Annotated in this window: 11 protein-coding genes; 3 read left to right on the top strand and 8 right to left on the bottom strand. The window is 50.7% G+C overall.

Going from position 1 to position 13548, the window contains the following annotated elements:
- Positions 1-9: 9 nt before the first annotated feature.
- The 4 genes from pstA to QUF18_RS01120 all read right to left on the bottom strand — a co-directional run bounded on the left by pstA (position 10) and on the right by QUF18_RS01120 (position 5150).
- A complete protein-coding gene (pstA, locus tag QUF18_RS01135; protein WP_289384487.1) occupies positions 10-1326 on the bottom strand; it encodes a phosphate ABC transporter permease PstA in 1317 nt (438 codons plus the stop codon).
- Positions 1323-2810: a phosphate ABC transporter permease subunit PstC gene (gene pstC / locus QUF18_RS01130; protein ID WP_289384485.1), complete on the bottom strand. Its 1488-nt coding sequence runs from the start codon at positions 2808-2810 to the stop codon at positions 1323-1325. The genes pstA and pstC overlap by 4 nt, the downstream gene beginning before the upstream one ends.
- Positions 2811-2886: 76 nt before the next feature.
- Positions 2887-3933 (bottom strand): PstS family phosphate ABC transporter substrate-binding protein, encoded by a 1047-nt coding sequence (locus QUF18_RS01125; protein WP_289384483.1) that lies wholly within the window; start codon positions 3931-3933, stop codon positions 2887-2889.
- A 371-nt stretch (positions 3934-4304) separates the two neighbouring features.
- The gene (locus QUF18_RS01120; protein WP_289384482.1) at positions 4305-5150 is read right to left on the bottom strand and encodes a DMT family transporter; all 846 of its coding nucleotides are present in this window, start codon (positions 5148-5150) and stop codon (positions 4305-4307) included.
- 664 nt (positions 5151-5814) lie between these two features.
- Here QUF18_RS01120 and QUF18_RS01115 point away from each other — a divergent pair.
- Complete coding sequence (locus QUF18_RS01115) at positions 5815-7137, top strand: MFS transporter (RefSeq protein ID WP_289384480.1); 1323 nt, start codon at positions 5815-5817, stop codon at positions 7135-7137.
- Positions 7138-7260: 123 nt separating this feature from the next.
- On the opposite strand, the gene guaD is transcribed toward QUF18_RS01115, so the two are convergent.
- From guaD to QUF18_RS01095, 4 genes are all read right to left on the bottom strand, one after another.
- Complete coding sequence (guaD, locus tag QUF18_RS01110) at positions 7261-8586, bottom strand: guanine deaminase (protein ID WP_289384478.1); 1326 nt, start codon at positions 8584-8586, stop codon at positions 7261-7263.
- A gap of 53 nt (positions 8587-8639) precedes the next feature.
- On the bottom strand, positions 8640-9872 hold the full coding sequence (locus tag QUF18_RS01105) for a urate hydroxylase PuuD (RefSeq protein WP_289384477.1): 1233 nt from the start codon (positions 9870-9872) through the stop codon (positions 8640-8642).
- A 94-nt stretch (positions 9873-9966) separates the two neighbouring features.
- Positions 9967-11175, bottom strand: coding sequence for an aminotransferase (locus QUF18_RS01100; RefSeq protein WP_289384474.1), 1209 nt, complete (start codon positions 11173-11175; stop codon positions 9967-9969).
- Positions 11176-11230: 55 nt separating this feature from the next.
- The gene (locus QUF18_RS01095) at positions 11231-11650 is read right to left on the bottom strand and encodes a YbaN family protein (RefSeq protein WP_289386075.1); all 420 of its coding nucleotides are present in this window, start codon (positions 11648-11650) and stop codon (positions 11231-11233) included.
- 811 nt (positions 11651-12461) lie between these two features.
- Here QUF18_RS01095 and QUF18_RS01090 point away from each other — a divergent pair.
- Both QUF18_RS01090 and QUF18_RS01085 read left to right on the top strand, forming a co-directional pair.
- On the top strand, positions 12462-12779 hold the full coding sequence (locus QUF18_RS01090; protein ID WP_289386074.1) for a septal ring lytic transglycosylase RlpA family protein: 318 nt from the start codon (positions 12462-12464) through the stop codon (positions 12777-12779).
- Between the two features lie 145 nt (positions 12780-12924).
- Positions 12925-13542 carry a transglutaminase-like cysteine peptidase gene (locus QUF18_RS01085; protein WP_289384473.1) on the top strand — a complete coding sequence of 206 codons (618 nt, stop codon included), beginning with the start codon at positions 12925-12927 and terminating at the stop codon, positions 13540-13542.
- Positions 13543-13548 lie beyond the last annotated feature (6 nt).

The raw sequence follows: 13548 nt of genomic DNA, 5'->3' as shown, positions 1-13548 counted from the left end.
CCTTCGGATTTACCAGCGACGCTCGAAACGACGGCGCAAGATGATCGCAACAATATTCATCACAGCGAGGAACAGGAGGAGCACGATAATCGCACCTGATGTCCGCTCTACAAAAGCACGTTCTGCTTCATTCGCCCACATGAAAATCTGTACCGGCAATGCCGTCGCAGGATCCATCGGGGTGACCGGCGCATTGGCAACAAAGGCCACCATACCGATCAGCAGCAATGGTGCGGTTTCACCGAGCGCCTGTGCCAGACCGATAATGGTACCGGTCAAAATGCCAGGGGCTGCAAGCGGAAGCACATGATGGAACACAACTTGCGTTTTGGAAGCACCAAGCCCCAGAGCTGCCGCACGGATTGAAGGTGGCACTGCACGCAGCGCTGCACGTGTTGCAATAATGATGGTCGGCAGTGTCATCAGTGTCAGCACCAGACCACCCACCAGCGAGGCGGAGCGCGGCATACCAAAGAAGTTAATGAAGACTGCCAAGCCCAGCAAACCGAACACGATAGACGGCACCGCAGCCAGATTGTTGATGTTGACTTCAATAATATCGGTGAAGCGGTTTTTACGCGCATATTCTTCTAAGTATATCGAAGCAGCCACACCAATCGGCAGAGCAAAAACCAGCACGATCAGCATCATATAGAGCGAGCCGATCAGAGCGACACCCAGACCAGACGTTTCCGGGCGACTGGAAGCCCCCATGGTGAACAGACCGGTATTGAAGGACTGGCGCATCACGCCCTCATCCTTCAGGGTCTTCATCCAGCCAACTTGCAGGTCAGAGACTTTACGCTTGCTCTGATCAACTGTCAGATCAATCTGGCCTTTATTGGCAGAATCCATATCCGCAGCGGCAAGAAATTTAACTGTCTGCGTTGTGCCGATCAGTTTCGGATCTGCCATCACCATTTCACGCAGCTGCAAGCGCACACCGTCTGAATAGACGCGGGTCATGTCGCGCATGGCAGGGCGATTGGATTTGTCCACGCCGAGCTTATCGGCCAGCGCATTACGCACCAGCAGCGGATAATTCGCGGTAATCAGCACATTCGGATTCGTTGCACGCTCATTTGACGGATCAATCACCTTCTCATCCAGCAGCACCGGAATTTCAATCGTTGTCTGCCAGAAGGCTGTGTAGCCCTTGGAAACAACAGAAAGAAACAAGGCGCAGAGGAAGAAGATGCCAATGCCGATCGCAATCATGCCATAGATACGGAAACGGCGTTCGGCGGCATAGCGGCGCTTCAGGCCAATATCACGGCGTGCAGGCGCACTGGATGTTGCCTTGGGAGTGAAAACTGCATCGGTCATTCATATTGCTCCCGATATTTACGCACAATGTAGAGAGCGAAAATATTCATCAGCAGTGTCAGGAAGAAGAGCGTAATACCCAGTGCAAAAGCCACCAGTGTTTGCGGTGAGTTAAACTCAAGGTCACCCGTCAGCTGATTGACGATCTTAACAGTGATCGTTGTCATCGCTTCAAACGGGTTAATCGTCAGGTTGGCAGCCACACCGGCAGCAAGCACCACGATCATGGTCTCGCCAATAGCGCGCGAAGCCGTCAGCAGCAGCGCACCGACAATACCCGGGAGTGCAGCAGGCAGAATTACACGCTTGATTGTCTCGGAACGGGTGGCACCCAGTCCCAGCGAACCGTCGCGCAGCGAACGTGGCACAGCGGTAATAATATCATCCGACAGGGAGGACACGAACGGGATCAGCATCACGCCCATCACTAAGCCGGCAGTGAGCACGCTCTGCGCCATAATAAAACCCTGACCGCCGGTCAGTGCAGCACTCAGATCGCGCAGGAATGGTCCGACTGTGACCAGCGCGAAGAAACCGTAAACAATGGTCGGAATACCGGCCAGCACTTCCAGCAGCGGCTTCACAATAGCGCGGGTGCGGGCACCGGCATATTCCGACATATAAATCGCGGCGAACAGACCAACCGGCACCGCAAAGACCATCGCAACCAGCGCGATATAGAGCGTACCGGCCAGCAGCGGGATCAGACCGAACTGACCATGCGAATCTGTAGCACCGGCTGCCGCAAAACGCGGATCCCATACCGTACCGAAGAAGAACTCATAGGCCGGAACATCGCTGAAGAAATTGATTGTCTGAAACAGCATCGAGAAAACAATGCCGACAGTGGTGAGAATGGCGATTGTGGAGGCAGCGATCAGTCCCCATAGCACAATGTTTTCCACATTGTTGCGGGCGCGGACGCGCGGCGCAATCGTCATCCAGCCGAAGATAAATCCGGCAATAGCCAATGCAATAGTGAGGGCTGCGCGGATATTGGAAGATAAAGCAGCTGCCTTATCCCACTGCACCGCGACCGGTACCATCACATCATGACCTTCGGTTGCCAGTGCGACGCCTTTTTCAGCCATCAGCGCACGGACTTCACCGTAGGTTTGCGGCAGGTTTTCACGGCTCTGCGGATCAAGACGCTCAAGCCCGTAAGCGAGGCTTTTCACCACGCCGAGCGTCAGGCTTTCGCTGTAATTTTCGGTTTTGCCCAGAGCATCATTCAACTGCGACTTGGCAGTCTGCTCGAGATAGACGGTAGCGCTCAGTGACCAGACGACAAACAAAATAAGCGCCGGCATCACAGTCAGAGAGAAAACCCACCATCCGTGATAATGCGGACGGGAATGCGGTTTTTCTTTCTTATCAGCCACATTTTTTACGGCATTCAATTGTGCAACCGCTTTTGCGCGGCCAAGGAAAAACCCTGCCACACCGAGCACGAACACAATTGTTAAGACCAGCATGATCGACATTTAAATTCCCTGATCACCGTCCACGACAAAAGATAATCCGGGCGCAGAGATTATCTGCACCCGGACCATATTCAAATTATTTAACCTGCATCACAGTACCGGCTGCAAAGGCATCGCGCTGTGCTTTGCGCTCTGCTTCCGGTGCAGGCACCAGACCGTAATCTGCCAGCGGGCTGTCATCACCAACCATCTGGTCGGCAAGGAAGAAATCCACATATTCTTTGAGACCCGGGATCACACCGATATGGGCTTTTTTCACGTAGAAGAACAATGGACGCGATACCGGATATTCGCCCTTGGCGATTGCATCGGCTGTCGGCACAACATCATTCACAGCTGCAACTTTCAGCTTGTCTGCATTGTTTTCGTAGAAGGACAGGCCGAATACACCAACGCCGGTTTTGTTGGCGCTGATACGTGCGAGTGTTTCGCTGTAATCGCCATCGATATCAACAGCCTTACCGTCTTTACGCACAGCAATACAGGTCTTGGCAGCAGCTTTATCATCGGCACCACCGGCCTTAATGACTTCCAGTGCGCCGCTTTCTTTACAACCGTCAGCGAGCAGCTTTTCTTCGAAAACTTCACGGGTACCGTGCTTTTCACCCGGAATGTAAGCAGCAATATCCCAATCCGGCAGAGCGGCGTTAACCTGATTCCACTTGGTGTTTGGATTATCAACCAGCTTGCCGTCTACAACGATTTTCGCAGCCAGCGCCTTGTAAACATCAACCGGTGTCAGCTTCCAATCCGGACCATTGATGTCGGTTGCGAATACGATACCGTCATAACCGATGCGGACTTCCTGTACATCTTTAACACCTGCATCAATGCAGGACTGGAGCTCAGAAGATTTCATCGCGCGGGATGCATTGGCGATATCGATTGTGTTTTCGCCAACACCTTTACAGAAATCTTTGATACCTGCACCCGAACCGCCGGATTCAATCACAGGGGTTTTGAAATCTGGATAGGTTTCGCCGAAAGTTTCAGCAACGATCTTCGCATATGGCAGAACGGTTGACGAACCGGCAACCTGAATCTGTTCGCGAGCCTGAGCGGCGGTAGCACCGGCTACAGCAGCAATTGCCAATGCAGCAGTCGTTGTAATCAGCTTGTTCATAGGAGCAGCTCCAATTAGAAGAATGAGGTAACGTGTTGGACGTTACCAGCCATCTACGCGCTCTATATTACAGCTATATGACACTAATATTACAGGTTTGTATCAGCCCTCAATTCAGCATTTTATAATAAAAACCTGTGCAGCCGCGAAGATAAAACATAGCCTTAAAATGGAACCATATAAAAAATATAATTAAAACATAGCGTTATATATTGGTGGCAATTTCTCATTATCGCTAATCAGATGCTGCAGTCGCCAGCATGGATCGAAATTTGCCAGCGAGCTGCACTATTTTAAAATGCATTCAAAAAGTTTTGTGACAATTATAAACCTCGGTATAATTGCCAATGCAGATTCATGCCCGGCACAGCCTAATTCAAGACCAGCCAGCCGGAAATCAGAATGACAACGGCGCCTGCCAGCATATGCAGCTCAACCGGCGCATTAAACAACAGCACACCATAGAACAGCCCCCAGATAATTTGGCTATATTGCACAGGCGCGACAACTGCTGCCGAGCCAAGCCGGAACGCTTTAACAATCATGGTCTGCGCAAAAGCAATCAAGCCTCCGCCCAGAACAGCCAGCGCCACATCCTGCCATTCAGGGGTAATCAGACCGTTGTAAAGCGCCAGCAAACCGGCAAAGCAGGACTGGACGATCAGTAATGCCACAACCAGCGCCTTGTCAGATTCATCGCTCTTGGCACGACGCAGCATAACTTGTGCGATAGCGAAAAACAGTGCCGACCCCAAAGCTGCGAGATGACCGGCTGAGAGTGGCGCAGCACCAGGCTGTAAAATCCAGATCACACCGGCAAAGCCGAGAAGCACCCCGAACCAGCCCCGCAGCGAAAGTTTTTCGCCCACCATAATAAAAGCAACAATTGCAACAAAGATTGGTGACAAAAAACCCAGCACATAGGCTTCGGCCAAAGGCAAAGCTGAAAACGCATAATAAATCAGCAATGTATTCATCGATAACAGCAGAGCGCGACCAAAAGCCAGCTTAGGATAAACCGGCAGCAAACGCTTTGCCTGCCCACTGAGAACGTCATGGCCGACGATGAAAGACAGCGCAAAAACCGACAATAAAAAGGTGGTTTCATAGACGCCGATGCGGGCGCTCAGCGTTTTAACGGTTGTATCCGCACCTGAAAAGGCCGTGAAGGCAATGAATGCAATCAGCGCTGCACGGAGATTATGCGTTTGGTTCATGTGTCACTGCCGTCAAAATGCGGGTTGCGGAAAATATTCCGGACAGGCTGGTTCTCCCCGCACTCAGCCCCCTTCACATGTCAATGCGATAGCAGGTCATCAATGATTGGTAACAAATCACATCCGGCACAGACCTTAAAGTCTGTACATGCGAGACGTTACTGCTTCCTGATAAGAAAGCAAGATCGTCGCTCTGTGTTCATCTCTCATTTCAACAACAGGTAAGCGCATGCAGCCAGTTGTTTGCACCCTGAATAATTTTATAACATTTGAATACTCTTATACGCATGAAACTTGCGTGAATGATAAGATTATAAACTTGCACATCATAAAATAGCTGCATTCCTGTAGACAAAGCCCGTTTATCAGCATAGGCCATTTACGTTAAAGTCAAAGAACCTCTCTGATACAGGGATTTTCAGGCTGCATTTCACGTCAACAGATCCCGTTTATCAAACATGATCTGGATATATGCGCCGGATATTTCCTATGGCAGCTGAGTGTTTTTCGTTTCCTTTTCAGAGAACGGCAATACCGGACAAGCATATCGCCCGAAGCAGGCGGCAAACGTGTCTCCCAAGACGCTGCCGTCATCAGCCTTTTATATTGATGCGTATATCCTCGTGATCCGGTTTTGCTTTTTTGATGTAAGATTGGATTTGAAATGTCATCTAAAGACAATGCTTTGCCGGTCAACGATCCGACTATCGAACTGGATCGTAAAACCCGCATAAAGTCTATTCTCGGCGGCTCTGCCGGTAATCTTGTTGAGTGGTATGACTGGTATGTCTATGCTGCTTTTACACTCTATTTTGCGCCTAAATTTTTCCCGTCGGGCAACCAGACAGCTGAACTTTTGAGTGCTGCGGCTGTTTTCGCGGTCGGCTTCCTGATGCGCCCGATCGGCGCATGGATCATGGGTATTTATGCTGATCGTAAAGGCCGTAAAGCCGGTCTGACCCTCTCTGTTACCCTGATGTGTATCGGCTCGCTGATTATTGCCGTAACACCAGGCCATGAAACAATCGGCGTGTTTGCACCGGCCTTGCTGGTTTTTGCCCGTCTGTTGCAGGGCTTGAGTGTTGGCGGTGAATATGGTGCCAGCGCCACTTATTTGAGTGAAATGGCCGGCAAAAACCGCCGTGGCTTCTTCTCCAGCTTCCAGTATGTGACCCTGATCGCCGGTCAGCTGACAGCCCTCGGCGTGCTTCTGATCCTCCAGCGCGTTCTGACACCGGAACAGCTTGGTGACTGGGGCTGGCGTATTCCGTTCTTTATCGGCGGTCTGCTGGCGATCTTCGTCTTCTGGGTACGTCGTGGTCTGATTGAAACCCAGTCTTTCAACAATGCTAAAACCAGCGACAAACCGCGTTCCAGCGGTCTGGCTCTATTTACACAATATCCGAAAGAAGCTTTTACCGTTCTGGCTCTGACAGCCGGTGGTACGCTGGCTTTCTATACCTACACCACCTATCTGCAGAAGTTCCTCGTCAACACCTCCGGTTTCAGCAAGGAATCCGCCAGTGAAATCACAGCACTCGCGCTGCTGGTCTTCATGCTGATCCAGCCGCTGGCCGGTGCGCTTTCCGACCGTATCGGCCGTAAGCCGCTGATGATCGGTTTCGGTGTGATGGGTGTGCTGTTTACCTATCCGATCTTCTCGACGCTTGCGACAACAACCGATCCTTATGTAGCTTTCGGTCTGTCGATGGCAGGTCTGATTATCGTGACCGGTTACACCTCTATTAATGCGGTGGTGAAAGCAGAAATGTTCCCGGCCCATATCCGTGCACTTGGTGTTGCTCTGCCTTATGCGCTGGCCAACACGATCTTCGGTGGTACCGCTGAATGGGTGGCATTGAAGTTCAAACTGTCCGGCTATGAAACCTGGTTCTTCTGGTATGTGACAATCATGATCGGTCTTTCATTGATTATCTATATCCGCATGAAAGAAACCCGCGATCACAGCCTGATCCACGAAGATTAAAACAAGTGCATCCCGAAAAGTGTTTGCGGTTTTCGGACAAGATGCACGTTTTAAAAAGACACGATAGAAAACGGCCGGAAATCACTTTCCGGCCGTTTTTTTAAGCCGGCTTCACCGACACCGTTAATTAGCCGGTTTTACCGGCTGGCCAGCCACATAGGTTTCTACAATCGCGCGGTCATCACCGAGCGTCTGCAACAGAAACAATTCCTGCGCCAGATTGGAACCGGCATCCATCCGCAATCGCATCGCAGATGTTGCACGGCTATTAAGCACAACAAAATCCGCCTCCGTGCCCGCACCCAGCGTACCGATCCTATCTTCCATCGACAGCGCCTGCGCATTACCCAAAGTCATCATATAGAATGAACTGAGCGGATTGAGCCGCTGGCCGCGCAATTGCAGCACCTTATAGCCCTCATCCAATGTACGCAGCATCGACCAGCTGGTGCCGCCGCCAATATCAGTCGCCACACCAATCCGCACACCGGCATCACGCAAACGGTCACGATCAAACAAACCACTGCCGAGAAACAGATTGGAGGTCGGGCAAAACACCGCCACAGACCGGCTGTCTGCCAGCACTTTCATTTCACGCTCTGACAAGTGAATGGAATGTCCGAGCAATGTTTTGTCTCCGAGCAGACCATAATGCTCATAAATGCCGGTATAATCCGGCGCATCGGGATAGAGCGAACAGGTAAATTCAATCTCGGCATGGTTTTCAGACAAATGGGTCTGCACATAACATTCCGGATGTTCTCGCACTAAAGCCTGCGATGCCTCCAGCTGTGCCGGTGTCGAAGTAATCGCAAAACGCGGCGTGATCGCATAATCCAGACGCCCCTTGCCATTCCAGCGGGCAATCAGCGCTTTCGTGTCATCATAGCCGGACTGCGCCGTATCGCATAAAGCAGCAGGCGCATTGCGATCCATCATCACCTTACCGGCAATGTTGCGCATATTCAGCCGTTCACTGGCACGAAAAAACGCATCCACACTCTGTGGATGCACCGAACCATAAGCAACAACTGTAGTGGTACCATGACGCAGCAATTCATCAATAAAGCGTTCGGCAATATGCTCACCAAACTGCTCATCAGCATATTTCTGCTCTTCGATGAAAGTATAATCATTGAGCCAGTCCAGCAGTTCCGCCGCATAGGACGCAACCACCTGACTTTGTGGAAAATGAATATGTGTATCAATGAATCCGGGCAGGATCAGATGCGGTCGGTGATCCGTCTCCGGTGTGTCCGGTGATTTCTGCGCTGCAACAGTCGCATAATCGCCGACGGCTATAATTAGTCCGTTCTCAACAAGCAGCGCACCGTCTTCATGATAGATATAAGACGCTGTATCGCTGATATCCTGCGGCTCACGGATAAAACTCAAAACACGCCCGCGGATAAGACGCTGATTATGCTTTTGTGTCATATTCACAGACATGAAAATACCCTCGCTGAAAAGCAGAAATACCCAATATTACAATATAGTTTCGATCAGGGTTTAGAGGCTGAAGCGGTCTCGTACCAGCGCCGCAACAACAGGCGTTCCTCCGCACTCATTCCTGTGAGATTGGCAGGCGGCATGGCATGGGAACGCGCTGCATGAAGATAGATTTCTTTGGCATGGGCAGCGATCGCAATATCACTGTCGAGAATGACGCCTTTAGGCGGTACTAAAATGCCCTCCCAAGACGGCTCCGCCGTATGGCACATGGAACAACGCCCCAGCACCGTATCACGCACCGTCTCAAACTCGGGTGTATTGATAAAGCTCTGCTGAATTGTTGACGCTTGCGCTTCCCCCGCATTGTCCAGCTGTTTCGGTTCGGTGGACAGCCACATAATCACGATAAACAGCAAAACCGTTGCCAGCCAGACCCAAGTCGGGCTGCCCTTGCGCGCATGGCGGGTATTGAACCAATGGCGGATTGTTACCCCCATCAGAAACACCAGCGACGCGATAATCCAGTTATATTTTGTGCCGAATGCCAAAGGATTGTGGTTCGACAGCATCAGGAAAATAACCGGCAGTGTCAGATAATTATTATGGGTAGAGCGCTGCTTGGCGATTACCCCATATTTCGGATCAGGCGTGCGCCCTGCGATCAGATCTGCCACAACCTTTTTCTGGTTGGGAATAATAATCATAAACACGTTGGCGGACATGATCGTTGCGGTGAAAGCGCCCAGATGCAGAAAAGCCGCGCGTCCGGTAAACAGTTGCGTATAGCCCCACGCCATAAACACCAGCACGAAATAAAGAATAACCATCAGCTGTGTCGTGTTGCGTCCCAGCGGGGATTTGCACAACAGATCATAAATCACCCAGCCACCGGCAATCGAGGCCAGCGAGATGATGATCGCTGTGGTGCGGGAGACATTCAGCACCTGCGGATCAATCAGATAGAGATCTGCACCGCCGTAATAGACAATGGCCAGCAGCGCAAAGCCTGAAAGCCATGTGGCATAAGATTCCCATTTGAACCAGATCAGGTCTTCCGGCATCCGCGACGGTGCGACCAGATATTTCTGAATATAATAGAAACCGCCGCCATGAACCTGCCATTCCTCGCCATAGGCACCAGGCGGCAGATCAGGCGCTTTGCGCAAGCCCAGATCAAGAGCGATAAAATAAAAAGATGAGCCGATCCACGCAATTGCGGTGATAACGTGGAGCCAGCGGGCAGCGAAGCCAAGCCAGTCCCATGCGATTGCCAGTTCAAACATGCATTCCTCCCCGATATGCAGCAGACCGTCTGCCACTATAGGGGAAGAATCAGATGAAATACTAGGTACTCAGATGCGGCAGAATAGGCGCAGGTCAGAAACGCAGTGCAGCCACGCGTTCCGGCAGCATCGTGATGGTTTCCGCATCCACATTGGCAAAGGCAAAACGCAGAAAATCCTGCTGCCCTTCACCAAAATATGCCCCCGGAATGGTGATAATTCCGCAGGTCTTTGCCAGTTTCTCTGACACTGCCGCAGACTCAACACCCTGCCCCATGCCTCCAGAGGAGGCGGTAAACGGATGGCGCACAAAGGCGAAATAAGCACCAACAGAAATGGCTTCCCAGCCTTCCATCTGCGCAATTGCACTGCGCAAAGCTTGCGCCCGATGTGCAATTTCACGGCGGTTTTCATTGCGCCATTCGGTCAGCGGTTCAATCGCCTGTGCAATTGCAGCCTGCGGCGGCAGCGGTGCACAAATCTGCAGATTGTCCATGATTTTGGCAATTTCTGAGATCACAGCTTCCGCCGCAATAATCGCACCAAGGCGGTGCCCCGGAATACAGAAGGATTTGGAAAAGCTGTAAAGCTGGATCAGATAATCATTCCAGTCGGCCTCATCGAACAAATGATGCGGCACAGCATCGGCATCTTCCAGAAAATCGCGGTAAGTCTCGTCGAGAATCAGCCATGTACCGTTAGCGCGGCAAATCTCATAAATCTGCTTCAGGACTTCTGGTGAATAAACTGCACCGGTCGGATTATTCGGTGTCACCAGCGCCAGCACTTTAATACCCGCATGCAGAACCTGTTTCAGTTCCTGCGGGTCAGGGACAAAACCGTTCTGCGCACGGCATGGCATCAGCTCCAGTTTAATACCGAGCATGGCCAGTGAAGTTTCATGATTGAAATAGAGCGGATTGCTCAGCATAACTGTATCACCGGCACCGGCCAGCGCCATGACGGCTGCAATAAAAGCCTGATTGCAACCGGCTGTAATCTGCACCTGCGCTGCGCCGAGTTTGGCTTTGTAAAGCTGGCTGACATGCGCGGCATAGGTCTCACGCAGTGCCGGCAGACCTTCAATCGGCCCATAATTTGCAAAAGCTTTGGAAGATGCCGCCTCGCCGGACAAGCGCAGCATTTCATCATGCGGCGGATAACCCGGCACAGCCTGAGACAAATCAATCAACGGCCCTAAAGCACCGTCATAGGCCTGCGCCCATGCTTTCACCGCCGGAATTGGCGGCAAAGATAAAGCAGAAACAGCCGGATTAATCCGCGATGCGGCAACATCTTTCATAGTCTTCTCCCAGATATTATCTATCCGGCAGTCTCATCAGACTATGCGCCGGATTTTACTCCTCTGGTCGGGATACCACATAGTACGCGCAAGCCAACATAAAAAGCGCAACGCCTGCTGCCAAATATAAACCTGGCTGCGCACTCCAAAGGAAAATCGCATAGCCGATTGTCATGCCGCCACAGGCAAACTTCTTGGCGCGGCGCGGAATTGCCCCGCGGTCACGCCATTTAATCACCAATGGGCCAAATTGCGGATGCGCCAGAATACGTTTTTCCAGCTTCGGCGACGAACGGGCAAAGAACCATGCCGCCAGAATGATGAAAATCGTTGTCGGCATAACCGGCAAAATTGCGCCGATAATGCCCAATGCCAGCATCAGAAAACCGAGGCACAGATAAAGAAATCGCTGCGGCCCCGACAAAACGACCGCCGTAGCCTCTCCTGTCAATTCTTCCTGCGCATGGTGCTGCATATCAGCCGGCTTTGGTTCCGGCTTAATCTGAGTGTCTTCAGAGGAAGGAAGTGACATAAATATGATCCGATATAATCTTCTGTTCCGGCATCTGCACAACAGCTGTGTTGAAGCAATCTGTCAGTGTTTCACTGAAAAATCACCCTCTGCGATTCTGTCTGCGCCAGAACCAAAGCCGTCAAAAATGCCTGTATCATGCTCTAAACCCAAAAGATGAGACAAGCAATCAGCTTTCAAAAACGTGATCAGCGCCTCAAATCACAATTTCGCCACATTATTTACAACTTGGCAAAAGCGTTTTTACACTTGCGATACAAACACAGATTGTACCCGCTTGTCATCAGAGTCAGTTTTGAATCTGAAAATTAACATGGAGAAATCTTGAATCCGGTTATGAATAGCAGATGAATTTTGAATCTATAAAATTATAAATGTATATTTTCGATCAATCATAGATACAAATAAATCAAACCAAGAATATTTAATAAATATATATTCAATATAACGAAATTTTACAGATTGTTAACCTAAAATTCACTCCCCAATATATTCCATTTATGACCATTTCAGCGCCACATTTACATTGCAGTTCAGCGCCTGAACTTCTGGTATTTCAGATTATTGATAACGACAGACCGGATAACTGGCTGCATTTTTTCTGCATTTCATGTCTCCGCGCTGCCACAACCGTCGCACCCGATATTTTGTACGCCCCTTGTACAACCTCAGGCTGCTGACACCGGTACGACCTATGACAACGACCCGCACTAAGCGCCTGCCTTCCCTTTTTGCTTTTTCCGCAGCTGTTTTCATGATTTCTGCCTTTGCAGGCAGCCATGCTGAAGCAGCTTCTGTAAACTGCGGCGGCGCCTCCTGGTATGCATTGACCTCCAAAACCGCATCGGGTGAACGTATGAACCCTGCGGGCATGACCGCGGCGCACCGTACCTTGCCGCTCGGCAGCAAAGTCCGTGTTACCAATCAGAGCAACGGAAAATCACTGGTCGTGCGCATTAATGACCGTGGACCATTCATCAAAGGCCGCGTTATGGATCTTTCAAAAGGCGCAGCGCAGAAACTGGGCTTTGTCGGCGCAGGCCACACCAAAGTTTGCTACAACAAGCTCTGAGCGTATTATAAGCGGTAAATTACCCCTCAATACTCGTTAACCATTTCTTAATAAATGCGGGCGTGACACGTCCGGCACAATTGACTCTGACCCATTACCGATATTAACATTTCGTTAATAAATAGCAGTGGCTGAGGCGTTGTGTATGTTCAGTTTTGTAAAATTTAAAAATCTGGCATTGTCAGCCGCAGGCTTAGTCCTCGCGCTTGGAGCTTCTGCACAGGCAACCGAGCTCAATACGCCTTTCATGGCAACGGGTGGCCTGACATCGCAACCAATTGGTCATTATGAATTTTGCAAGCGTTTGCCAAATGAGTGCAACCTGACGTCTGCACAAACCGCGCCAATCAAACTTGATCAGGCGACATGGGCAAAGATCGTACAGGTTAATCTCGACGTGAATGCAAATATCAAACCTGTAACCGATATGGAGCTATATGGTCAGGAAGAATATTGGGCTTATCCGGTAGATGCCGGTGATTGCGAAGACTACGTATTACTCAAGCGCCGTGAACTGGCTGAAGCCGGTCTGCCGCTCGGTTCGTTGCTGATTACCGTTCTGCGTAAGCCTGACGGAGAAGGCCATGCAGTTCTGACTGTGCGTACAGATCGCGGTGATTTCATTCTTGATAATCTGACCGATGCCGTGAAAAACTGGCAGGAAACCGATTACACCTATCTCAAGCGACAGGCTGCTAACCATACCGGCCGCTGGGTTTCCATTGAAACACCAAGCAATCTGGTTGTTGGCGCAGTTAAATAAGCCTGC

Source organism: Pseudochrobactrum kiredjianiae (assembly GCF_030362795.1).
GTDB classification, from domain to species: Bacteria; Pseudomonadota; Alphaproteobacteria; order Rhizobiales; family Rhizobiaceae; genus Pseudochrobactrum; species Pseudochrobactrum kiredjianiae.
The sequence above is the reverse complement of the archived record's forward strand: the minus strand, read 5'-3'. Positions and strand labels throughout refer to the sequence as shown.

Bases quoted from the DNA above. Each gene is read 5' to 3' on its own strand.
- pstA (WP_289384487.1), bottom strand. From the start codon at position 1,326: ATGACCGATGCAGTTTTCACTCCCAAGGCAACATCCAGTGCGCCTGCA.
- pstC (WP_289384485.1), bottom strand. From the start codon at position 2,810: ATGTCGATCATGCTGGTCTTAACAATTGTGTTCGTGCTCGGTGTGGCA.
- QUF18_RS01125 (WP_289384483.1), bottom strand. From the start codon at position 3,933: ATGAACAAGCTGATTACAACGACTGCTGCATTGGCAATTGCTGCTGTA.
- QUF18_RS01120 (WP_289384482.1), bottom strand. From the start codon at position 5,150: ATGAACCAAACGCATAATCTCCGTGCAGCGCTGATTGCATTCATTGCC.
- QUF18_RS01115 (WP_289384480.1), top strand. From the start codon at position 5,815: ATGTCATCTAAAGACAATGCTTTGCCGGTCAACGATCCGACTATCGAA.
- guaD (WP_289384478.1), bottom strand. From the start codon at position 8,586: ATGTCTGTGAATATGACACAAAAGCATAATCAGCGTCTTATCCGCGGG.
- QUF18_RS01105 (WP_289384477.1), bottom strand. From the start codon at position 9,872: ATGTTTGAACTGGCAATCGCATGGGACTGGCTTGGCTTCGCTGCCCGC.
- QUF18_RS01100 (WP_289384474.1), bottom strand. From the start codon at position 11,175: ATGAAAGATGTTGCCGCATCGCGGATTAATCCGGCTGTTTCTGCTTTA.
- QUF18_RS01095 (WP_289386075.1), bottom strand. From the start codon at position 11,650: ATGCAGCACCATGCGCAGGAAGAATTGACAGGAGAGGCTACGGCGGTC.
- QUF18_RS01090 (WP_289386074.1), top strand. From the start codon at position 12,462: ATGATTTCTGCCTTTGCAGGCAGCCATGCTGAAGCAGCTTCTGTAAAC.
- QUF18_RS01085 (WP_289384473.1), top strand. From the start codon at position 12,925: ATGTTCAGTTTTGTAAAATTTAAAAATCTGGCATTGTCAGCCGCAGGC.